General features: G+C 60.1%; 22 protein-coding genes and 2 pseudogenes. 6 read left to right on the top strand and 18 right to left on the bottom strand.

The window, feature by feature from the left end:
* Nucleotides 1-191: 191 nt before the first annotated feature.
* The 17 genes from DDF70_RS23935 to DDF70_RS23845 all read right to left on the bottom strand — a co-directional run bounded on the left by DDF70_RS23935 (nucleotide 192) and on the right by DDF70_RS23845 (nucleotide 15,662).
* The gene (locus tag DDF70_RS23935; protein WP_114947319.1) at nucleotides 192-1,247 is read right to left on the bottom strand and encodes an IS110 family RNA-guided transposase; all 1,056 of its coding nucleotides are present in this window, start codon (nucleotides 1,245-1,247) and stop codon (nucleotides 192-194) included.
* A gap of 118 nt (nucleotides 1,248-1,365) precedes the next feature.
* Nucleotides 1,366-3,060, bottom strand: coding sequence for a nif-specific transcriptional activator NifA (gene nifA, locus DDF70_RS23930; RefSeq protein ID WP_170316114.1), 1,695 nt, complete (start codon nucleotides 3,058-3,060; stop codon nucleotides 1,366-1,368).
* A gap of 279 nt (nucleotides 3,061-3,339) precedes the next feature.
* The gene (locus DDF70_RS23925) at nucleotides 3,340-3,639 is read right to left on the bottom strand and encodes a ferredoxin family protein (RefSeq protein WP_114947317.1); all 300 of its coding nucleotides are present in this window, start codon (nucleotides 3,637-3,639) and stop codon (nucleotides 3,340-3,342) included.
* A 12-nt stretch (nucleotides 3,640-3,651) separates the two neighbouring features.
* The gene (locus DDF70_RS23920) at nucleotides 3,652-4,959 is read right to left on the bottom strand and encodes an FAD-dependent oxidoreductase (protein ID WP_114947338.1); all 1,308 of its coding nucleotides are present in this window, start codon (nucleotides 4,957-4,959) and stop codon (nucleotides 3,652-3,654) included.
* A gap of 11 nt (nucleotides 4,960-4,970) precedes the next feature.
* Entirely contained in the window at nucleotides 4,971-6,080 is a 1,110-nt protein-coding gene (locus DDF70_RS23915) for an electron transfer flavoprotein subunit alpha/FixB family protein (RefSeq protein WP_114947337.1), read from the bottom strand.
* A 16-nt stretch (nucleotides 6,081-6,096) separates the two neighbouring features.
* Nucleotides 6,097-6,948, bottom strand: a complete 852-nt coding sequence (locus DDF70_RS23910; RefSeq protein ID WP_114947316.1) for an electron transfer flavoprotein subunit beta/FixA family protein — start codon at nucleotides 6,946-6,948, stop codon at nucleotides 6,097-6,099.
* A gap of 197 nt (nucleotides 6,949-7,145) precedes the next feature.
* Nucleotides 7,146-7,520 carry a nitrogenase stabilizing/protective protein NifW gene (gene nifW / locus DDF70_RS23905; protein ID WP_114947315.1) on the bottom strand — a complete coding sequence of 125 codons (375 nt, stop codon included), beginning with the start codon at nucleotides 7,518-7,520 and terminating at the stop codon, nucleotides 7,146-7,148.
* 649 nt (nucleotides 7,521-8,169) lie between these two features.
* Nucleotides 8,170-8,529 carry a hypothetical protein gene (locus DDF70_RS23890; RefSeq protein ID WP_114947312.1) on the bottom strand — a complete coding sequence of 120 codons (360 nt, stop codon included), beginning with the start codon at nucleotides 8,527-8,529 and terminating at the stop codon, nucleotides 8,170-8,172.
* Nucleotides 8,526-8,765, bottom strand: coding sequence for a hypothetical protein (locus DDF70_RS23885; RefSeq protein ID WP_114947311.1), 240 nt, complete (start codon nucleotides 8,763-8,765; stop codon nucleotides 8,526-8,528). Before DDF70_RS23885 ends, DDF70_RS23890 begins: the two co-directional genes overlap by 4 nt.
* 3 nt (nucleotides 8,766-8,768) lie before the next feature.
* Nucleotides 8,769-8,948, bottom strand: a complete 180-nt coding sequence (locus DDF70_RS39265; RefSeq protein ID WP_114947310.1) for a hypothetical protein — start codon at nucleotides 8,946-8,948, stop codon at nucleotides 8,769-8,771.
* Nucleotides 8,949-9,007: 59 nt separating this feature from the next.
* Nucleotides 9,008-10,204 (bottom strand): cysteine desulfurase NifS, encoded by a 1,197-nt coding sequence (gene nifS, locus DDF70_RS23875; RefSeq protein ID WP_114947309.1) that lies wholly within the window; start codon nucleotides 10,202-10,204, stop codon nucleotides 9,008-9,010.
* Nucleotides 10,201-11,205, bottom strand: a complete 1,005-nt coding sequence (gene nifU / locus DDF70_RS23870) for a Fe-S cluster assembly protein NifU (RefSeq protein ID WP_114947308.1) — start codon at nucleotides 11,203-11,205, stop codon at nucleotides 10,201-10,203. The genes nifS and nifU overlap by 4 nt, the downstream gene beginning before the upstream one ends.
* 24 nt (nucleotides 11,206-11,229) lie before the next feature.
* A complete protein-coding gene (locus tag DDF70_RS23865; RefSeq protein ID WP_114947307.1) occupies nucleotides 11,230-11,550 on the bottom strand; it encodes an iron-sulfur cluster assembly accessory protein in 321 nt (106 codons plus the stop codon).
* 372 nt (nucleotides 11,551-11,922) lie between these two features.
* Nucleotides 11,923-12,909, bottom strand: coding sequence for an IS481 family transposase (locus DDF70_RS23860; RefSeq protein WP_114947306.1), 987 nt, complete (start codon nucleotides 12,907-12,909; stop codon nucleotides 11,923-11,925).
* Between the two features lie 122 nt (nucleotides 12,910-13,031).
* Nucleotides 13,032-14,471, bottom strand: a complete 1,440-nt coding sequence (gene rpoN / locus DDF70_RS23855; protein ID WP_114947305.1) for an RNA polymerase factor sigma-54 — start codon at nucleotides 14,469-14,471, stop codon at nucleotides 13,032-13,034.
* A gap of 97 nt (nucleotides 14,472-14,568) precedes the next feature.
* Nucleotides 14,569-15,108: a peroxiredoxin gene (locus DDF70_RS23850; RefSeq protein ID WP_114947304.1), complete on the bottom strand. Its 540-nt coding sequence runs from the start codon at nucleotides 15,106-15,108 to the stop codon at nucleotides 14,569-14,571.
* On the bottom strand, nucleotides 15,099-15,662 hold the full coding sequence (locus DDF70_RS23845) for a hypothetical protein (RefSeq protein WP_162820616.1): 564 nt from the start codon (nucleotides 15,660-15,662) through the stop codon (nucleotides 15,099-15,101). The genes DDF70_RS23850 and DDF70_RS23845 overlap by 10 nt, the downstream gene beginning before the upstream one ends.
* Before the next feature lie 494 nt (nucleotides 15,663-16,156).
* Between DDF70_RS23845 and DDF70_RS23840 the strand changes: the two genes are divergently transcribed.
* From DDF70_RS23840 to DDF70_RS39260, 6 genes and pseudogenes are all read left to right on the top strand, one after another.
* Nucleotides 16,157-16,789 (top strand): nitrogen fixation protein NifQ, encoded by a 633-nt coding sequence (locus tag DDF70_RS23840; RefSeq protein WP_114947302.1) that lies wholly within the window; start codon nucleotides 16,157-16,159, stop codon nucleotides 16,787-16,789.
* Between the two features lie 687 nt (nucleotides 16,790-17,476).
* Nucleotides 17,477-18,015 (top strand): annotated as a pseudogene (locus tag DDF70_RS23835) (nuclear transport factor 2 family protein).
* 128 nt (nucleotides 18,016-18,143) lie between these two features.
* Nucleotides 18,144-18,913: pseudogene (locus tag DDF70_RS23830) on the top strand (IS5 family transposase).
* Nucleotides 18,914-18,992: 79 nt separating this feature from the next.
* Complete coding sequence (locus tag DDF70_RS23825) at nucleotides 18,993-20,027, top strand: IS630 family transposase (RefSeq protein ID WP_114947301.1); 1,035 nt, start codon at nucleotides 18,993-18,995, stop codon at nucleotides 20,025-20,027.
* A 27-nt stretch (nucleotides 20,028-20,054) separates the two neighbouring features.
* Entirely contained in the window at nucleotides 20,055-20,765 is a 711-nt protein-coding gene (locus DDF70_RS23820; protein ID WP_114947300.1) for an LLM class flavin-dependent oxidoreductase, read from the top strand.
* Nucleotides 20,690-20,950 carry a hypothetical protein gene (locus DDF70_RS39260; RefSeq protein ID WP_162820615.1) on the top strand — a complete coding sequence of 87 codons (261 nt, stop codon included), beginning with the start codon at nucleotides 20,690-20,692 and terminating at the stop codon, nucleotides 20,948-20,950. The genes DDF70_RS23820 and DDF70_RS39260 overlap by 76 nt, the downstream gene beginning before the upstream one ends.
* Here the strand turns inward: DDF70_RS39260 and DDF70_RS23810 are convergent.
* The coding region (locus DDF70_RS23810; RefSeq protein ID WP_245435620.1) for an IS701 family transposase at nucleotides 20,916-22,298 on the bottom strand (1,383 nt) is incomplete at its 5' end. The genes DDF70_RS39260 and DDF70_RS23810 overlap by 35 nt on opposite strands.

Genomic DNA, 22,298 nt, shown 5'->3' with positions numbered 1-22,298 from the left:
TGCAAGACCTCAATGGGCCATCATGGCACCCAGTCCTGTGGTTGCGCCGGGCAGACCGTTCGTCCATCTCCTTCATCCTCTCGCAGACCTCGGCGGGAAACTGCCGGTTATCGGAAGGCTGTCATCGTTCGACCCTCAGGGTTGATGGTTCATGCGAACCCGTTCCGGAAAGGCTCACGGGCAAGATCACCTCAGACGGCATGGGAAGCACTCCTCGGCTGGTAGGCATGTCCGCGGGCCAGCACCGCCCAGGCGATGCGGGCGAGCTTGTTGGCGAGCGTAATCACCAGCATGTTGCGATGCAGCCGCCGTCCCGCAGCCTCTATCCAGGGCCACAGGCCGAGCTTCGCTCCATGGGGGCGGCGCACCAGAACAATGTGGGCTGCCGGCACGAACAGCGTCCGCAGGTACTTGTTGCCGCGTTTGGAGATCTTGCCCAGGATGGTGCGGTCGCCGGTCGACTCCTGCTTGGGCACCAGCCCGAGCCAGGCGCCGAAGTCCCGCCCCTGCTTGAACCCGGCCCCGGTGCCGATCGCCGCCACCACGGCACTGGAGATGATCGGCCCGACACCTGGCACGCTCATTAGGCGTCGGCAGTGCTCGTCTTGGGCGGCCAGCGCCTCGATCTCGGCCGAGACATGGGCAATGCGCTCGTCGAGCTGACGCCAATCCTCAGCCAGATCGGCGATGAGATGAACGATGCGCAGCGACAGGGCATCAGAGGACGAAGCCAGGATGCCTGGCAGGGCCTGACGCAAGGGCGCAAGCCCCTGGCGTACGGTGATGCCGCGCTCGAGCAGGAAGCCGCGGATCTGGTTGGTGACGCCCGTGCGCTGGCTGACCAGGCGCGAGCGCACGCGGTGCAGGGCAAGCAGATCCATCTGGTCCGGCGTCTTGATCGCCACGAACGACATGGTGGGCCGTTGCACCGCCTCTGCGATGGCTTCGGCATCACGGTAGTCATTCTTGTGCCCCTTGAGGAAGGGTTTGACGTATTGAGCCGGGATCAGGCGTACCTCGTGACCCAGTGCCTGGAGCAGGCGGCGGATGTGGTGAGCCCCGGCGCAGGCTTCCATGCCGATCAGGCACGGTGGGATGGTGGCCAGCCGCTGCGTGAGCTGGGCGCGGGAGAGCTTGATCCGCAGCACGATGGAACCGCGCTTATCCTGGCCGACGAGGTGAAAGCTGTTCTTGCCCAGATCGATACCGAGCGTGGCAATGGCGGAAGAGGAAGAAGACCGTGACATGGGACGTGCCCCTTGCGTGGCTCAAAGCCCCACAGCTTACGAACAAGCGGGGCAGGAGCACGGCCGGACCATCCCATTAGGTGCATCTCCAGTCTGGCGTCTGACGTCGCCAGGACGTTTAGAACTTCTTCACCTCGATCTGCTGCCGGCGCAGAGCATAGCTGACTTGCCGCGGCGTGAGGCCGAGAATACGCGCCGCCTTGGCCTGAACCCAACCGGCCTTCTCCATTGCGTCGATTAGCCGGTCGCGTTCCGTAAGGCGCGAGCCCACTATCGGGCGAGCGAGACCGTCCGGTTCGCAAGCATCATCGGCCGGCACATCGCCCTCCGTAGCGCCAGTTCGCTTAACCGGCAACGGCAATCCAGCCGGCATAATGGTGCCGTGGGCGAGCTCGTTGATGGCTCTGCCGCCATTCCAACGGTTAGGTCCTTTCCAGATGAGTGCAGAAAGGCACTGGCTGTTCTGGCAGGCGAAATCCGACGGAGTGATCGTCCTCGAATGCGCAAGTGTAGCCGTCCTTCTCACACAGTTCTCCAGTTCGCGGACGTTGCCAGGGAAGTAGCATTGCGAGACCAGGTCGAGCGCCGACGCCGCGAAGGCGAGCTCGCGATGATTCTCCCTGTTGAACCGGTCGAGGAAGGCTCTCGCGAGGCGTGGAATATCGCCGGGTCGCTCTCGAAGCGGTGGTAGGACAATCGGCACCACATTAATTCGGTAATAGAGGTCGGCCCTAAACTCCCCGTTCACGACAGCCGTCTCAAGGTCCTTATTGGTGGCGCATATGAGCCGGACGTCGACCTTTAGCGTCCTGGTGCCGCCGACTCGCTCCAACTCACCTTCCTGCAAGACGCGCAACAGTTTGGCTTGAAAGGCAGGCGAAATCTCGCCGATTTCATCAAGAAGCAGGGTTCCACCGTTCGCTAACTCGAAACGGCCGGCGCGTTGCGAGATAGCCCCGGTGAAGGCACCTTTTTCATGCCCGAATAGCTCCGATTCCAGAATAGTTTCAGGCAGTGCAGCGCAGTTCAATTTGACGAAAGCCTTATTCGCCCGCGGTGAAAGCTTATGGATGGCCTGTGCGAAGAATTCCTTCCCGGTGCCGCTTTCACCCCGCAGAAGCACACTGGTATTCGTCTGTGCTACTACCGAAACGGTTTCGAGCACCTGCTTGACTGCGGGACTTTCACCGATAATCCAGTCGAGTTTGGCACGATGATGCCGGGCGGGCACGGTCCTTTCCTTGTCGAGTGCTTTCTCTGGTGTTCGTGTCTCTCCGGTAAGCCGCTGCCCATCCATGCTCAGGGTGCGATGGAGGCGGATGGTCCGCCCGATTAGGTTGGCGACCATGGTCAAGAAGCCTACTTCCTCGTCATCACGGACGCTGGTGGTGCCATCCGCGACGCGGTCGATCGACAATGTCCCAAGGATCTTGTGCTCAGCCTTTATCGGAACGCCGATAAAGGTAATTGCAAGGGGCTCCCCGCTTGAAGACGATTGAAAGTCGACCTGAAATAGTTCGGACTTGCGGACATCCTGGATGACGAGCGGCGTCCCCGTAGCGACGATTTCGTTGACTGCAGCCTGCGGTATGACGTAACGAGTGCCTGATTGAAGCGAGTGGGTATTGCCAGCAGTAGCGGCAATCTCTGTCTCTCCTTCAGCATCCACGACGAGGATTGCTCCGTGACGCATTCGTAGAAACGAGGGGAGGATTCCCACGACATTGGCGAGCGTGATCTCCAGCCGGTTTGGGGCAGTTAGGACCTCCGATATCTCGTAGATTCCCGTGAGCAATTGATCTGCTTTGTACATGGCTTTGATCGTTGGTTCAGGCCGGGTGTTCCGCGGTCCTACTTCATAGACCCGATCCCGCAGCATGTGGGTGATGGAAATCCTTCAGGGCTTATCTAGGATGGTCCCCCTAAGTACCATTTGGATTGTGAGTTACAACAACATGATCTTCTGGCGCCCATCTTAGATTAGGAGACAGTTCTTATACGGGGAGAGCGCTCTTAGCAAATTTTTGCGCGGTGTTTCATCGCAATTGCGGGTGTCTCCCGGTTCACGCTCTTGAAACAATACGTACACCAGTCATCCGAACTTGAAGAGGACGCCGAAGCCGCCACGCGGATAATTCCACGTAATTTCACCGCTGGCCTCGCAGAGTATCCGGCAGGTGCCGCACTCCATACAACCGTCGGCGGCAATCTCCACTTGGCCCCTGTCGTTCAACTCATAGCATTTGGCCGGGCAGACGCGGGTGAGCGCCAGTAGGGTCGCGCTAGGCCTCTCGTGCGGTCTCACTTTGATATGGGGGCGCCCTGAGTCAACCAGATAACGGTTCTGATAAAGCTTGTCCTCGACGCGTAACTTCGTCACTATAGTCGTCATCTCGTCTCTCCGTCAACGCCAGGCGAATGCTAGGCGGACTGCGTCGCTGACCAGACCCCAGCGCGACCGTGCCCTGATGAAGTCAGCAATAGTCGCCCTTTCCTTCTCGAGTTTCGGGGTGCCATCGACCCGCATGAAGTTCTGTGCGGCCTTCGACATCAGCTGTGGGTAGGTCATGAAGAAATTGCGGGAATTGGTATGGAGCAGAGCTGGCATGTCTTTGTATTTGATTAGGTCTTTGACTACGAAGGACTCGTCCAGCATAGTTTTGTAGAGGGCAAGATTCTGCTTGGTCATTGGATCCATGCGGCTTTTGAGTTGGACGATTGCCTCGCCGGCGATGCGGCCGGAGGTCATGGCAAGGTTCGAGCCCTCGCGGTGAACGGCGTTATTCAATTGCGCGGCATCGCCTACTACCACCCAACCATCGCCGAAGAGCTGCGGAATCGCCTTGTAGCCGCCTTCGGGAATGAGATGCGCGGCATATTCCTTGACCTCCGAGCCCTCGATCAGCGGCCGGATGGAAGGGTGGTTTCTGAAAGCATCGAGGAGGACGTAAGGACTCTCCATGGTCGAGGTAAAAGCGGAGACGAGGCAGCCGATGCCGAGTGAGACCGATTCCTTGTTGGTGTAGAGGAAGGCGAGCCCGGCCATGCTGCGGGAGATCGTCCCCGCCGCCTCAATCACGCAGCCTTCATCGGCCTTGAGGCCAAACCGCTGCTCAATGACCTCTTCGGGCAGAAAATGCATTTCCTTGACGGCAAGCGCCACGGTTTCCGGCTTCGGGCTCTCGCGAAGGCCGGCCCGCGTGCCAAGCAGTCCGTTAACACCTTCTGCTAGCACGATGACGTCCGCAAAGACCACTCCGCCAGCGCGGTCAGTGCAGACACCGATTACCTTACCCTTGGTATCGCGGACGAGTTCCGTCACCGTCGTCTCGCACAGAACCGTCGCGCCGGCCTCGCGTACCTTGCGCGAAAACCACTTGTCGAACTGGGTGCGGATAATCGTATAGCGGTTAGGCTTGACCTCGTTGAAGTCTTCTGATCGATAGTGCACTCCGGTGTGGGACGTGTCGTCCATTATCCAGAAGCGCTGCTCGACCAGATGTCGCTCGAGGGGGGCATCATCTCGAAAATTCGGGATGATTTTCTCCAGCATGTCCGCATACATGATGGCACCCTGAACATTCTTGGAGCCCGGATACTCACCGCGCTCCAACTGCAGCACCTTCAATCCCTGACTTGCCATCGTGTAAGCTGCTGCGTTGCCGGACATGCCGGCCCCGATGACAATGGCGTCGAATTTTTGCTCGGTCATGACCGCGTCCATTAGCTCGCAAGATTGCCGCGATTGTGCGGCGACAGCCGCTCGGTGAAGGCGTCCGTCAATACCGGCAGGAAGCGAAGCGCATCGGTGAGGACCCCGACATGGGCGAAATCGAAGATTGGGGCGTTCGGGTCGGTGTTGATGGCCACGATCAGATCGGCCCCCTCGACACCCACCCGATGCTGGATGGCACCGGAAATCCCGGCCGCTATGTAAAGCTTTGGCCGAATAGTCTTGCCGGTTTGGCCGATCTGCCGATCAGCGGGCATCCAGCCCTTCTGTACCAGCGGGCGCGAGCAGCCATATTCGGCACCGATCGCCCGCGCGAGATTTTTCACAAGCTGCAGGTTCTCCGCCGAGCCGAGACCGAGGCCACCGGCAACCACGACGTCGGCATAGGCAAGCTTTGCCGTTGTCGACTGGCCATCGGACAGGAAGCCGAGGACTTTGGTAACGATTTCTTCCTCGGCCATCGACAGGGTGTGCTTGATGATACGCCCGACCGGCTTGTCCACCCGCTGCGGCATGACCATTACCCTCGGTCGCACCGTTGCCATCTGCGGTCGGTAGTTGAGCGTGTAGATCGTGCATAACAAAGAACCACCGAAAGTTGGTCGCGTTGCGGCCAGCGAACCGTCTGTATCCACATCGAGTTCCGTGCAGTCGGCCGTGAGTCCTGTCAGCAAGGTCGTCGCCACAGAGCCGGCAAGATCCCTGCCAAGCGTGGTCGCCCCAAGGAGCAGGATCTCGGGTTTGTAGGTATTGACCAGATCCGCCATCGCCTTGGTAAAAGGCTCGTTCCGGTAGTCGGCCAGCAGCGGCGCCTCTACGACGTAGACAAGGTCAGCATTGTAAGCGAAAGCTTCGGCAACGGCATGCTTGGTGGCCTCTCCCGGCGGCCCGAGCACGACACCCGCGAGCTGGGCGCCGAGCTTGTCAGCGAGTTTGCGACCTGCGCCGAGCAGTTCGAAGGAGACAGGATGGATCTGCCCACGCTCCCGCTCGATGAAGACCCAGACGTGCCGGTAATCCTTGAAATGCTCGGGCAGTTCCTTCTTCATGCCAGCGCGGCCGGCGGCGGGAGGAGGGGTTTCTCGCTTCGCAGTCGACATCGTCTGCTCCTTGGCGTCACACGCCATCGCGGAAGGTCAGTTCGTGTTCCAGCGCTGGCTGGCGGGTCAGGATCGTAGCGGCCAGTTCGTTGGCAAGGTCGCGCAGCGTCTTGTCGGTGGTGTCGATTTGCATTGCCTTTTCTGCCCGCGAGGGAGGGGCGAAAACGCGCTTGACGACCGTCGGAGAGCCGCGCAGGCCACATTTAGTGAGGTCCTCGATCCCGGCGTCAGCCGCACTCCACTTCACGACCTGGCTGCGCGCAGCGCGCAGAGCGTCGGCGAGAGAGCCGCGGCGGATCTCATTGGTGCCCTCCAGCATCGTGATGAGACAAGGCAGCCTGCTCTTCAGCATTTGCGTGCCGCCTTCCGAGCGGCGCTCCACCGCGATCTCGCGCGCGAGGGGATCAACAGAAGCGATCTTCGCGACATAGGTGAGCTGGAGCAGGTCCAGGCGTTTTGCGATTCCGGGCCCGACCTGGGCGGTGTCGCCGTCTATAGTCTGCTTGCCAGTGAAGACGATGTCTGGGGTACCAAAAGCCTGGCCAACCCTCACGATTGCTTGGGAGAGAGCAAAGGATGTCGCCAGCGTGTCGGAGCCGGCAAAAAACCGATCGGTCAAGAGCACCGCGCGGTCAGCCCCGTAGGTGAGCGCTTTGCGCAGCGCATCCTCTGCCATGGGTGGCCCCATGGTGAGCACAGTGACCTCACCGCCATGGGTGTCGCGCAATCTAAGTGCCTCTTCAAGGGCGAACAGGTCATAAGGGTTAATGATCGTCGGCACACCCTGACGCATGATCGTGTTTGTCACCGGATGGACGCGTATCTGCGCCGAGTCCGGTACTTGCTTAATACAGACTACGATGTGCATGGCGGTCTCGCTAGGCTACTATCCGGATGCGGGCTTGTGGGTTCATTTCCTTACCTAGTCGTTACCTAGCATCATTCGTACCAGTCATAGTGCCTTCCTCTATGTCTTTGAAATCACATTTCTTTCTTCTGAATATGCCATCGTGATGACTTAACTTGTCAGCTTCTCGACATTGTCTCATTGAAATCGTGTCGCCTTCATATCTTTCCGAACAGCGTCGAGACGGAATCGAGTGGGATGAAGGTGCGGCTCCGAGCGGTAGGTTTGTCCGGATCGTGATCTCGAAGCACTTTAAAGACTCGGTGCTTGAGCGGTGAGGAACTCGCGAAGTCCTCGTAGGCGCGTTCCAGTATGGCGCACACCCGCGCCGCGATCGCCTGGTCGGGAACTTTAGAGAAGTCCTCTGCGGCGAGGTATTGCCCCATACGCTTCATAATATGGAACCTTGAGACTTTGAGCACCTTCGGATCATAGGAGACGCCAAGGACCGCGAAGAACTCCTCCGCATTCGACAGATCCTCGAGTTGCGCGAGAACATCGATGTGACGGATTTTAGCGGGACCAATGCTCATTGCATTCTCTCCTGATCGACAATGGTGGCTCGGGCGATTTTGTGGTAAGTTGACGTTGCAACTGCGAAAGCCTCAGTTCGGGGAGCGAGACAGGGTTGACGAGCCAGGACATCGCGTCTCCGGCCGGTCGGCAAGTAACAATGCGGCTGGGTATGTCAACCGCCGTCAGTTGACGCAGGACCTCCTCGGTGACCGCTGCATTGAGTTCACAGGGGCCGAACAGCGCTCTCCTGGCGCACAGGATATGACGACCAGTGTCACACTGTCGGAGGAGGCCACATAACGGCCGACTCCGGCGCTCTTGCCGACGACGGCACGGGTGCCATGAACGATCAGGCAGCGCTGGCCGACCATTGCGTCCGGATGGAAGTCGACATTCGTCATGAGACGGAGCGCCCAGATCGGCAAGCGCGCTGGGGAGCCCTGCCGCCACAACTCATTAGTGATCCGGTGCCGGATGCTCACGTGAACTCCGGGATAAATGAGCATAATTTTGAGCTTGCCGCACACGGGGCGAGGTCGTGCGCCTTCACGCAGGCGATTTCCTCACGGAGCATGGCCGTCAAGGACGAGGGAACGGCTTTTACGTCGCGTCGCTCGGCTGCTATGCCGGAAGGAGTGGTGGTGAGGATAAATGACATCCCTGGCCTCAACCGATTTCCCCGGTTCCGCCGGCAACCTCGCTGCACAGGCTGTCGAAGAGCTCGACCAGCTCAGCTGCAGTGAGGGCCCATTTTGTCCTGGCCGCCGTGCGGCGGCCGACGAGAGCTGGACCTAACTCTTGATACGAGCAGGGATCCTTCAGCAGCCCTGGGACGTGGCCGCCGGATTCATAGGTGAAGACAACACCCCCGACGAGCGGCTTGCTGGCTGCTGTCGGCCGGCGGGTGGCCCGCACAACATGGGTGTCGAGTCCAGACGACGCTGCAAGCTTGAGGCCTATGCTCGTGCCGTCGGGAACGGCTGTCGCGGCGGCCACCTCATCCAGCGCCACATCGCCGACGCTCACGGCTTTCTCGATGACTCGGGCGAGATGGTAGCGGTCGGTAGGCAATGCATCTTCGCCCCCGCCGCGACGAAGAAGCTAGGGGCGGCGGCCCGCGCGGCCAAGTACTCGGTGACCTGAAGCGGTTCGCCCTGATAAAGCCTGAGCTTGGCGATCAGCCGGATTTTCGGGGCAGGCACCGATCGAGTAACGGCGCCGACACCGCGCTCGTGAGCCGGGTCGAAATCCTGCGATGTCATCCGCTACCTCCTGTGAGTCCAACGGTGAAACGCAGCGCGAATTGCCTCGGTCTCGTCTGCGTCCATGGCCCTGCCGGTGTCGATCTCGGTGACGCCGGCCGTCGGGAGTGACCCGGCCATTTCCAGCTTCTCTGCCGTCGTGAAGCTAACGTCGGGTGGATGCTCGCCATCGCGCAGGGGCATATCGTCTGAGAAAGACCGGACATCTCATGACCTGCTATCGGCTCTTCTACTCCTCCGGCCTAGACCGGATCAAAGTTCCTTGAAACTTCGTCTCTACGTCCCCCGAACGGCGAAAGATCACGCAACTTCTCCACGATTCCGGGCATTACCTCCAGTACCCGGTCGACATCGTCCTCGCTGTTGTCGCGCGAGAAGGAGAAGCGGATTGCACCGTGTGCCGCGGTAAAGGGGACGTTCATCGCCCTGAGGACATGGCTCGGCTCCAGCGAGCCAGACGAGCAGGCTGAGCCTGAGGAGCAGGCAATACCTTCGCGACTGAGGAGAAGTAGTATGCCCTCTCCTTCGATATACTCGAAGGCGATGTTTGCAGTATTCGGCAGCCGCTCCAGCAGGTCGCCGTTAACGAAAGCGTTTGGGATGCGCTGGAGAAGTCCTTTCTCCAGACGGTCGCGGAGCGACTTTACCCGTGTGTTCTGATCGTCCATAAATTTCAAGGCGAGTTCGGCCGCCTTGCCAAACCCGACTATGCCGGCAGTGTTCTCAGTGCCCGCACGCCGGTCGCGTTCCTGGTGTCCTCCTTTCACTAGTGAGCGGAAGCGCACACCCCGCCTGACATAAAGTGCGCCAATCCCTTTTGGACCGTGCACCTTGTGGCCGGACAGCGACAACATATCAATTGCGACAGACTTCACGTCCATCGGGAGCTTGCCGACCGCCTGCACCGCGTCGGTATGAAAAAGCGCGCCAACTTCCTTAGCTAAATCAGCAAGCTCGGCCACGGGGAAGATAGTACCGGTTTCGTTGTTCGCCCACATGATCGAGACGATTGCCACATGCGGGGTGAGAGCGGCCCGGTAGGCATCAAGGTCTAGCCTGCCATGGCGATCCACTGGGATAGTGTGCACCTTGATGCCACGCGTCTTCTCAAGATGCGCACATAGCGTCAGCACGGCTGGGTGTTCGACCGCGGAGGTCACGATCTCCGTGCGGTGAGGCATCACCTCAAGGGCCGAAAGAATCGCTGCATTGTCACTTTCCGTCCCACCTGAGGTGAAGGTGATCTCATGGTCAAACTCCGCACCGATCAGCGCTTGCAATTGCCGGCGTGCCTCCTTCACCGCCGCACCCACGGAGGCACCGAAATCGTGTATCGACGAAGGATTGCCGAATTGATCCGTAAATAACGGTAGCATCGCTTGGACGACTTCAGGATCGACTCGGGTCGTCGCGTTATTGTCGAGATAGATAGGCCTCATGGGTGGGATCCCCTGCTGACAGGAATGACGCAAAGCGCGAGCCCAGTCGCCTCATGAAGTTTCTGGCGCATGCTGTTGATAGTAGCCGAGGCGATCTGACAGTCGGCGCATCGGCCGGAGAGTCGGACGTAGACCTGGTCGCCGTCGACATCCACAAGCTCGCAATCCCCGCCGTCGGCCTTCAGGTGAGAGCGCACGCCCTCGACAGCGTCTTCTATCAAGCGAATTCGCTGCAGAGGCGTCAATCGATGGCTGGCAGCTCCCGGTTTCGCTGGAAAGCGAGCTGTTCTGAGTGGCGACATTCTCGGCGTCTTACCGGATGCGACCACCGGTTCCGATTGTGTGCTCGCCCTCGCCTCGTTGTTGAGTGCGCGGATATCCGTCGCGCCAACAACATAAGCCTGTTCTGCCGTAATGAGGCCTTCAGCCGCCATCGCTGCGTTGATTCGGACAAGCACTTCCTCAACGGATTCTAAGCACGTGCTGCAGCCGCCACCCGCCTTTGTGTAGTGAGAGATCTGCTCGATGGTGGTGAGCCTGTTGATGCGGACGGCCCGTTCAATTATCGTTTCGTCGATACCGAAGCATTTGCAAACCAGCGCGCCTCCGTCATGGTCATTGACCCATTGCTCGCCACGAAAATTACTGATTGCAGCCTGCAGTGCCTCGTAACCCATCACTGAGCAATGCATCTTCTCCAGCGGAAGGCCACCGAGAAAGTCAACTATGTCCTGATTAGTGATCCGGAGCACTTCGTCGACGGTTTTTCCGATGATGAGTTCGGTGAGCGCCGACGAGGAGGCAATCGCGGAGCCGCAGCCGAACGTCTGAAATTTCGCGTCAGTGATCGTCTCCGTCAGTGGATCAATGTGGATCATCAACCTAAGCGCATCGCCGCAAGAGATGGCGCCAGCCTCGCCGACAGCATTGGCTGTTTCCAGAACGCCGGCATTCCTTGGGTTGAAGAAGTGTTCCTTCACCTGGTCACTGTAGTCCCACATGACCCTACTCCCTGTTTCACGCGATCAGCCAAAGGATTTACCGCAGCCGCACTTCTCTCGTGCGTTGGGATTGTCGAAGACAAAGCCGGAGGAATCGAGTTCCGTGATGAAATCGACGATCATGCCGGCCACAAGGGGTTGGGAGCGTACGTCGACGAAAACCTTGATCCCATCTCTTTCGATGATCGCATCGCCCTCGTGCACGACACTGTCCAGGCCCATTAGGTATTTGAAGCCAGCGCAGCCGCCGGCTTGAACCATGATGCGCAAGCCCTCGACCGGTTCGGCGGCTCGATGAAGCGCAGTCTTCACAGCGGCGACAGCATTGTCGGTGAGCGTGATCATTGGACGTCCTCTCCTCACTCTGCGACGCATTTGCGGGGAACCATGCATGTCCTGTGCCAGAAAGGAAAATGCATTCCAGAACAATGTGTTGGCTGCAACACTGCCATGTCGCCTGTCGGACATTGTCGAATATCGGACCACACTCAGCGCGGTTGGATCCCGGTGAGTTGCATTGCTGCCGTGGAGCAATCTTGTCGGCCGCTCCGGGGGAGGCGCCAGGCCGTCGACATTTCCTGTCAGGTTTGTCGCATTCGCGGCATGGTGATGTTCGGCCCGAGTTCCTGCCCGTCGCTCAAGCCGTTGACCAGGATGGAGAAATTACTTCTAGAGCGGGTGCGGCGCAGTTGGCATGACTTTTGAAGCTCTCCCGTCCTAGTTGTCTGGATGCGAGACCTCCTTGGCGCGAGCGACGACCTGGAGGGCTGGCGGCAACGCGTCTGAATTGGGTGGCTTGTAGCGTCGGTTGGCCAGCTTGGGCTCGGCAGCCAGGCGGCTGTGCACGACCTGCTCGGGGGATCGCCCCTTCAACACGCGCTGGCGTCTCTGGTTGTAGGCCTGGTTGAAGCCCTTGAGCAGCGTCTCCAGATCCCGATGGCTGTAGATCGTGATCCCCAGCACCTCGCGCTGCACGCGGCCGTTGAAGCGCTCCACAAGACCATTGGTTTGCGGCGTGTAGGGCTTGGTCTTGCGATGCTCCACCTTCAGTTTGCGGCAGGCGTCCTCGAAGCCATCGGCGGTAAAGCAGGATCCTCGGTCCGTCAGGACGTGAGTGACCTGGAAGGGGAAGGCGCGCACCGCCTCGGTCAGGAAGGCGATGGCGCTGGTGGCCAGCTCGTCGTCCTTGACCGCCAGGTGCACCCAGCGCGAGCAGCGGTCGATGGCCACATAGAGAAAGCGCTTGCGGCTCTCGCCATTGGCGGTCCGCAGCTTGGGCAGGTGCTTGATGTCCATGTGCACGAAGCCGAGATCGTAATCCTTGAACCTGCCGCTCTTGCGCTTGCGCTGCTGCGCCGGCGGCAGGCGGCCGAGCCCCTCAGCCTTGAGGATGCGGTAGACGGCATCGCGGTTCAGATGCGGCAGGAAGTGCGTGACGATGAAGGTGAGATCATCGAGCGGAAAGCCGGTGGCCCGGCGCAGAGCGCAGACGATCGCACGTTCCTCCTCGGTGGCTTTCCAGGGCAGCTTGTGCGGCGGGCTGCTATGGTCCTGGCAGTCCTGCACGCCACGTTTGCGCCACTTGCGGATGCTTTCGGTGCTCACACTGAAACGCTGGGCCAGCACGCCGGTGGGCTCTCTCGAGCGGGCGATCTCCTGACGGACCGCCGGGGTGGTGCGGGCTTGCGGATGAAGGGACAGCATCAGATCCTCCACCAGGCCCGCGGTGGGCGCCGCGAGCCGTCGAAGCGCCAAGTATATTCCTCAATCGCCCAACGCACCCGGTCCCAACAACGTTCCGCTACCAAACAGTTACTCATCAGCCTCTAGGCCTTCATGCGCTTTTCCCGGCGACGTTGTACGGAGGAGGGGATGTTCATTGAGTCGCGATACTTTGCGACAGTGCGGCGGGCAATCTCAACGCCGGTCTCCTTGAGTCGGGCGACGATGTCGTCGTCCGACAGCACATTATTGTTCGGCTCCCCAGCAACCATCGCCTTGATCCGGTGGCGGACCGCTTCGGCGGAGTGCCCATCACCACCATCGGAGGAGGCGATTGCTGCGGTGAAAAAATACTTCAGCTCGAACACGCCGCGAGGGGTGAGCATATACTTTTGTGACGTCACGCGGCTTACGGTCGACTCGTGCATGTTGATCGCGTCAGCGACAGCCCTGAGATTAAGAGGCCTCAGGTGGGCGACGCCACGTTCCAGAAAGGCATCTTGCTGGCGGACGATCTCAGCCGCTACCTTAAGGATCGTCTTGGCGCGCTGGTCCAGGCTGCGAATTAGCCAGTTCGCATTTTGCAAGCATTCTTTGAGAAATGCCTGATCCCTCGAATCTTGGCTGGTAGCGCGTGAGACTTCAGCGAAGTAAGTTTGGTTGATCAGAAGCTTAGGCAGCGTGTCGGGCTCAAGCTCGACTTGCCACCCACCCCCAGGCGCCGGTTGGACCAAGACGTCGGGAGTAATGAACTCGGGGCCTCCGGATTGGAACCGGTTTCCAGGCTTGGGATCGAGAGCGCGGATTTCATGCAGCATGTCGAGAATGTCGTCTTCATCGACCCCGCAACGCCGCTTCAACGCCTGAAAGTCCCGCTGCGCGAGCATCTCAAGATTGGCGACCAAAGCTGCCATTGCTGGGTCGAACCGGTCGCGCTGCCGCAACTGTATCTCAAGGCATTCGCTGAGTGTTCGCGCAAAAACTCCCGGTGGATCAAAACGCTGCAATGTTCCAAGAACCCGCTCCACGTCAGCCTCCCGGACATTTAGGCTCCCGGCCAACTCCAAGAGGTCGACCCGAAGATACCCAGTGTCTTCTAGGTGACCGGCAAGCTCACCCGCAATCAGCTGGTCCTGGGGAGGGAATACAGTGAGCGCAATCTGACGAGCGACATAGTTATGCAATGTTTCTGATTCGGCGGTAAACTGGTCTCGTGCAAGGCCTTGCATGGGCGGAACGTTGGTTGTCGCGCCCGGTGATTTCGATTGACTAAGCCGTTCCAGCGCGCAGGACGTGGTCAGTCCATGACCAACGTTCTCGTGTGCGCTGATGTACGCATCTCCCCCTGAAGTTGACAAAACATCGCTTGAAGCCTCGCCATCGTTTGACGCCAGCTCCAAAAGCGGGTTCTTCTCAATTTCGTGCTCCACGAACTGACGTAGTTCGGCATGCGTCAGCTGCAGCAAGCGGATTGACTCAATGAGTTGAGGTGTAGCAACGAACGTTTGCTTCTGACACTGGAATATGCTTGCGGACGACTTCATGGCTAGCGCAAAACTCCTATCGAGCAACGCACTTCGCTGTGCGTAGGTGGGCCCTGTGAGACGTTGACGTGTCTGGGTCATGCGATGACCGCGGCCTTTAGCGGCCTTTAGCGGCCTTTAGCGCTTCGAGAACCATCTGCGGCGACGAGATCCCATAAGGGTCGGTCTCGCAATTGTCGGAGAAACCTTCCTCCTCGAACCACTGCTCCACCACACCATTGTTTATCACTGCGGCATAACGCCAGGAGCGCATGCCGAAGCCAAGATTTTCCTTGGCAACCAGCATCCCCATCTTTCGCGTGAACTCGCCTGAGCCGTCCGGGATGAGTTGGATTTTCTGAAGACCCAAGGCTTTGCCCCACGAGTTCATTACAAAGGCATCGTTGACGGAGAGGCAGTAGATCGCATCAACTCCTTCTGCCTCAAACTCGTCATAGAGCTTCTCGAAGTCGGGGAGTTGGTAGGTGGAGCAGGTCGGAGTATAGGCGCCAGGCAGCGAGAACAGGATGACGCGTTTGCCCCTGAAATAGTCGTCGGATGTCTTGTCTTCCCAACGGTATGGATTCGGTCCCCTTAGAGAGCCGTCGCGAACACGCGTGCGAAAGGTGACGAAGGGAACTGTCGTTTTCACTGCCATCGGTGTTGCTCCTCCAGAATAGAGACTCGCGCATTGTTTCTCGGCCGGGTGTGAAGCAACACGGGACTCGGCGGAGATCCCGGCCATGGGATGGGACCTCTGCTGCCCCCGACCCTTTTTCCAATTCGGTTATAGGGAGAAGCCTGGGCCGCGGTCTTTGCCACACGATCGACATCGATATTGGTGACCTGGATGTCTTGGGGCAGGTCTTCCGCGCCGTTGGCGGTGGAAGTGAGGTCGGCGACCCGCTGCTCACGTTCGCGGAAGAGTAGCAGTGCGATCGCGACAGGATCGTAAGGCAGACCGAGATAGGAACACCTGATAATGTTGACGAAGCCCCAACCGGCCTGGACGCCCTGAACGTGACAGATTATCCAACCGGTCTCCCTACGGCCGTAACCGCCGATTGACCCCCGATCGCGCAATTCCGACAAACGCATTTCCGGACACTCAATAGGAATGGCGGCGTTGAGCAAAGGGCGCGCCGAGTGCGCCCGCGCGTTATGACGATTAGCACTCATGCCCGATGGACAATGCCAATCAGGTTCCGACAAGGCCTGCCTCCTGACACCGCGACGCATTTGCGGGGAACCATGCATGTCCTGTGCCAGAAAGGAAAATGCATTCCAGAACAATGTGTTGGCTGCAACACTGCCATGTCGCCTGTCGGACATTGTCGAATATCGGACCACACTCAGCGCGGTTGGATCCCGGTGAGTTGCATTGCTGCCGTGGAGCAATCTTGTCGGCCGCTCCGGGGGAGGCGCCAGGCCGTCGACATTTCCTGTCAGGTTTGTCGCATTCGCGGCATGGTGATGTTCGGCCCGAGTTCCTGCCCGTCGCTCAAGCCGTTGACCAGGATGGAGAAATTACTTCTAGAGCGGGTGCGGCGCAGTTGGCATGACTTTTGAAGCTCTCCCGTCCTAGGGCAGCTGGTAGCTACCGGTCGAAGTGCCACGGCTCGGTGAACCACCGGAAGGGAAGAAACATGTCAGGTCTGCGTCAAAACCGCGTTCGATCGGGAACAGGCATCCCTCGTGGGCTCCGAATGTCCTGTTGGTCCGATGAGCGACGACACTCACAATCACGCAGTATCGACGAACGGCCGATCGATTTGGAGACGAAATTCGACCAGCATGTGCTTGCCTGTGTCCTCTCTCTCGCGCTTGAAGAGATCAATGTCGGTGAGGCGACTGCGACAGAGGCTACAGGCCTCTCGCTTGCCGAGTTGCGTAATGTCCTGTGCCGCAACTTCCCCGCTGTCCCTGTCAACGCCTTCGCCTTAGAAGAGGAGAAAGACCGGGAACCGGATATCGAGGAAGGACTACTGCGCGACCTCCTGTTGGCGCATGCCAGACCGGGCAGCCGGGTAAGCGCCCGCTTCGCCAAGATCATCGCCCGGCGGGCGCTGCGCAATGACCATCTCTGGCAGAACCTCGGCCTCTTTAACCGGGCTGAGCTCAGCCGTTTGCTTGCGACGCATTTCCCGATGTTGGCGGCAGGAAACGCCAAAAACATGAAATGGAAGAAGTACTTTTACCGCAGGCTCTGCGAGGCTGAAGGTTTCTCGACATGCCTCGCAACCAGTTGCCGGGAGTGCAAAGACTTCGACAACTGCTTCGGCTCAGAGGAAGGCGAAGGCCCGCTCATACGGTCCAAGGGCAGGCTCGGCTTGGATTAGGAGTGGCTTCCGTCAGCGGTGCATGGCCGCCGGATATTAACCACAACTAACTGAAGTCCACAGGCATTTTCCGCGGCGGCGTGTTTCGGAAGACGGGATATTCATCGCAGCCGAAACCGCGGGCGAGCACGCAACAAACGTTCCAGTCAAGTTCGCGTCGGGGGCGGAGACGGCCCAGACGATGCTCACATTAATCGACCACAGCTCAAAGGTAGTCGGGCCCGATCGGTCGTTGCAGTCGAGCTTCCTCCGCAAGCGCGCGGCCCGACGCTCAAACAGGCCAAGCAACGCAAGGCACCCACCACCAGAGCGATGCCCGAGGTCGTAAAGCCGCACGCAGGGATTCGAGAAGTTGCTGAACGATTGTACGGCGGCTCGCCTACCTTAGCAACTGAGAACTCAGTCAGAGACACCTGTAGCTGAATAGAGGCCTGCAGTAACAGGTCGGCGCGATGTGCCCGCACACAGACGAGGGAGGTGGGCGTCATCAATTCTGCCATATTTCCCGTTGAGCAGGGCAGTGGCGTCTTCCACTCCAGTATCGAGATGCGCCACACCGCGCGCCACCAGCAGCCGAACTTCGCTGCCAGTTCAGCTGCAAGCGTCGACCCGTTCGAGATCGTTGCAGCGGACCAGAGGTCCGAGAACGCCTGTTCCAAGCCAACCTCAGCATTCGCGAGAGAGCCAATGAACGAAGCAAGGATTACTGAACTACTTGACCAGGAGGGGATCCGCGACTGCCTCTATTGGTACTGCCGTGGAATAGATCGCGCCGACGAGGCCACGCTGCGTAGCTCGTATTGGCCCGATCCCATGACAATCACGGTGCTTATTCTGGCTCCGCCATGGACTTGATCCAGTTTGCGATCGGTGCCTTCAAGACCAGACCGCGGAACGCCCACCAGATCGCGAACATCCTGATTGAGTTCATCGGCCCGGCAGCGGCTGCGGTCGAGAGCTATTTCACCGCGCTACAACGCGGACTGGACGAGGCCGGCGCCATACATCAAGTGCTTCTCTGCGGACGCTACTGCGACTTATTTCAGAAGAGGGCAGGGGAATGGCGGATTGCGGAACGTACTGTCGTCTACGATTGGGTCGAGGACCAGACCCCGCCAGCGGCCTCCGAGTCGGAGCGGTTCGGACCCCGGCGGCCAATCGGAGCATCGCATCCAGAAGACCTGATCTACGTGCTCAAGAAAGCCTGCACTTCTTCGGAGCTATGAGAGTGTACTTCATATGAATGTAATGCTTGAACGCTATACTTCCTATAGTAACCGTGTATTTACGGCCTGTTATAACTTGAACCCTTTGCACTTGGAGGCGTTTTGCTCGTCCTGTCTGAGGAGGAGCCATGCTGACGGACGCACAATGGGCGATGCTGGAGCCTTTGGTGGAACAGTGCCGTCCGAAGGGCAAGACCCCACCGCGGGATCTGCGCCGGACACTGGATGCCACATTCTCTGGCGGCATGAGAATGGTGCTCAGTGGCGGGCGTTCCCGCTGAACTGGGTCCATGGTGGCGGGCCGCTCAGACCTTCATCCGCTGGGCGCGCCTGGGCGTCTGGGAGCGTTTGCTCAACCTGGTGCAGGAGCGCGGCATCCAGCTTGGCATGACCTTCCTCGACGGCACCAGCGTGCGCGCGCACCAGAAGGCCGCGGGAGCGCGTCGACAAGGGGCTCTCAAGCTCAACGAGACGAGCGTGAAGCCCTTGGTCGCTCTCGTGGCGGCGATGGCACCAAGGCTTGCGTGATCGCCGACGCTCTCGGACGCGCCATCGCGTTTCGCCTTGCCCCGGGTCAGGCGCACGAGCTGCCTGACGCCATTCCGCTGCTCGCCTCTCTGCCGGGGGACCGAACTGGGTGGTGGCCGATCGTGGCTCTTCCAGTCACAGCTTCCGCGAGTACATCTGGAGCCTCGGTGCGAGACCGGCGATCCCGGCCAAGCCGAATGAGGCGCCGGTCGCCTGTCCGGACAGGGTTTACAACAATCGCAATGTTGTCGAGCGGCTCTGGGCCAGATTGAAAGAGTGGCGGGCTGTTGCAACGCGCTACGAAAAGACCGCCTCATCCTTCATGGGCCTGCTCTGCCTCGCCGCAGCAATCGACTGGCTCAAGAACTAACAGGCCGTAGTTCCGTCACCATTATTGATCCGGCTTGGGTACTCTTGAAATCTGCGGCGGAGGAATCCAGTTTGGCGGGATGAAACATGTCGACATGCGCAAGCTGCCAGCAGCCGCGCAAGAGGAGCGCCGCCGGCAGGTCGTCGGACTGCGCGAGAGCGGCCTGACGTATGATGCCATTGCCGCGCAGGTGGGCCTGACCCGCACCGGTGTGTTCGATATCTGCCGCCGCTTCGCCGAGCAGGGCCTGGCGGGATTGGCCAGTGGGCCGCGGGGGCCAGCACCCGGCACAGGACGGTTTCTCGAGGCCGAGCAGGAAGCCCAGGTCCGCGCTCTGATGAGCCGGCACACGCCCGACGAACTCGACCTGCCCTTCGCCCTGTGGAGCCGGGCGGCGGTGCGGATGCTGATCGAGCGGCAGTGTGGGATCCGGCTGGCGGTGCGCACCATCGGCACCTATCTGGCGCGGTGGGGCTTCACGGCCCAGAAGCCGCTCCGGCGCGCCTATGAGCAGTCGCCGAAGGCGGTGCGGCGCTGGCTGCGGCAGGACTACCCGGCCATCGTGGCGCAAGCCAGAGCCGAGAAGGGCACGATCTTCTGGGGAGATGAGACCGGCCTACGCTCGGACGATGTGCGCGGCCGCAGCTTCGCTCCACGCGGCCGGACGCCTGTGGTGCGCCCCAGCCACAAGCGCGCGGGGCTGGGCCTGATCTCGGCCGTGACCAACAAGGGCGAACTGCGCTGGATGGTGCTCGAGGGCGCCGTCAAGGCCCCGAGCCTGATCCGCTTTCTCGCGCGGCTGATCCAGGAGGCCAGCGGCAAGGTATTCCTGATCTGGGACAACCTGCCGGTTCATCGGGCCCGGGCGGTGCAGGACTGGTTGGCCGCGCGTACGGAGCAGATCGAGGTCTTCTCCCTGCCATCCTATAGCCCTGAGTTGAACCCGGACGAGGGCCTGAACGCCGACCTGAAGCAGGCTGTGACCCGCAAGCCGCCCGCCCGCAGCAAGCCCGAACTCAAGCGCACCGTCATCAGCCACATGCGCCGGCTCGCCAAGTTGCCCGACCGGATCCGGAGCTACTTCGGGCATCCATCCTTCCGCTATGCCGCGTAGTTCAAGATCACCCAAGCCGGATCAATAATGATGATGGCCCACTGTGCCGGAGTGACGAACACTATTCGCCTCGGCACCGCCGTCTGCGTGCTGCCGCTTTATCAACCGCAGTGCCTTCTCTCCGAAATTGGCTTTGCCGATATTGTTTCGAGCGGCCGCCTTGAGCTCGGCGTCGGTTCTGAATACCAGCAGTTCGAGTTTGAGCGGTTTGGCGTCAATGTTGATGAAGCGCGAGCCGTATTCTTGGAATACTTGGACATCCCTCTCAAGGGTTTGCAGCAGAAGGTATTCGAGCACAATGGCAAATACGAGAAGTTACCTCTGACGGCGATTTCGCTGCGCACTATCCAGAAGCCGACCTCGCCGATTTGGATCGCCACCGCGTCCGGGCGCAGCATGAGCCGGGCTTATCGTGAGGGACACCATCTATTCGTCACGGCATTCCACAACGGCTCGGAGAGCTTAAGCACCCTGCGAAAAATATCGAGGAAGCGGCGGCTTGCGAGGGAAAGAACATCACTGACTCCAAGATATCGCTTTTCCGCTGCTGCTATGCCAGCGATAATGACGCGGAGATCACGAGCTATCTCGATAACGCACGCTTCCAACGCCGACTGTCTGGAGCACTGCATCAGCGCCGCCAGCAGAATCAGGATGGTTATGTGCTGCAGGAAACGCCGGCGCAACAGGACATGTCCTTTGGGGCCATGCGCGCGAACCTGCCGATCGGAAGTGTGAACCGAGTGATCGATCGCCTTCTGGAAGAGATGGACATCCTAAAGCCCAACCAGATTACAATTCCGACCCAGCTGGGAGATTTCGATCAGATGACTATGCTCCGACAGATCGAACTCTGGGGAGATAAGATCATCCCCGCAGTCAATAAATCTATCGGACATGGGAGCACCTTTGCCACAGATTGAACTGAGAGACTGTTGAACAATTTTGTTGCTCGATGTAAGCTCGAGTTTGGCCAATCAGGCGGCATGGCAAAGTGCGTATAGCAAGCATCGCTGAAGCGCGCGTGAGGGTTTTGGCATTTTGCGCCGGCGCCGGGACGTGAGTAAACCCGTTTCGCGCCAGATGTTCTCCCGCACCGCAGCCAGAGTATCCGCAAACGTCGGATGAGACTTGCGGTACCAGCTGTCGGTCCAAACAGCCGTGCGGGTGCGCTGACCGAGTTGGGCCGCCAGAAGGGTTATGATCGAGAACAGGCCGAACAAGCAGGGCGTCGTGCGGGCGACAGCACGGTCCGACCATTGCCGCTGGGTCTCCACGCCCAGATGGGCGCGCGCCTCCTGGAAGGTGACCTCGAGCTGCCAGCGCAGGATGAACCAGCGGATGATCGGCAGCGGGTCGCGCTTCGGATCGGTGCACAGCAACGCCTGGGGCGAGAAGCGCCCGAGCGGATCGCAGCAGCACCCAGCGGATCGGCACGACGGGCTTTCCGCTATGGCACCACACCGCGGTCGCAGAGCAGAATTCGATCACACGGTCTCCGTCGCCATACCAGCCCGGCACTGTGACGCGGCGCCAGCCGGTGCTCGTCCGCTTCAGCACATCAGACAGGTTCGGCAGGCGTGCTCCTTTGCTGCGCGGCCGGCCCTTCGTCCCCGGCCGGCGCCGTGGGGCCGGCTCATAGAGGGCGGCATCCAAGCGAAGCCGGGTGATGCAGATCACGCCGCGGCGGGCCAAAGCCGCCAGTAGCTCCAGAGCGGCAAAACCCATGTCAGCCACCAGCACCAGCTCGCGTTCGGGCAGCCAGCGCCGAACCTGCAGCACCATCTGGCGGGCCCAGTCGGTCAGCTTTTTGTGCCGCTGTCTGCGCTCACGGCAGTACCGCTCGGAGGGTGCCAGGGCGGTGAGGAACGGCAGAGCCCATGTGCGGGCCGCCCATGGGATCGGAGCCAGGAGCATGAGGCTGAGCCAGCGCAGGCCCGAGGCCTTGACGAAATGAGCATCCGAGGAGCGCACCGGATCGCGGTAGATGCCCTTGGCCTTGATGCGCTTGCCGCGGCGGCGCTCGATGGTGTCGTCGAGACCGAGAATGACCGGACCCGCCGGGACAAAGGCCTGGATCAGCAGGCCCAGCAGCAGCCGGGCCGCTTCGCGCCCACTCCAACGGGCCCGGCTGAGCACGCGATGGTCGTTGACGAAGTGGCGCTCGCGGCTGAGGCCGCAGATGCGCAAGATGCTGGTCACGGTGCGCTTGCCGGGCGCCAGGATGGCCCCGACGAGCAGGATTTCGGCATGACGCCACGTCCGGTGGCA

Source organism: Microvirga calopogonii, assembly GCF_003347665.1.
GTDB lineage: Bacteria > Pseudomonadota > Alphaproteobacteria > Rhizobiales > Beijerinckiaceae > Microvirga > Microvirga calopogonii.
The sequence above is the reverse complement of the archived record's forward strand: the minus strand, read 5'-3'. Positions and strand labels throughout refer to the sequence as shown.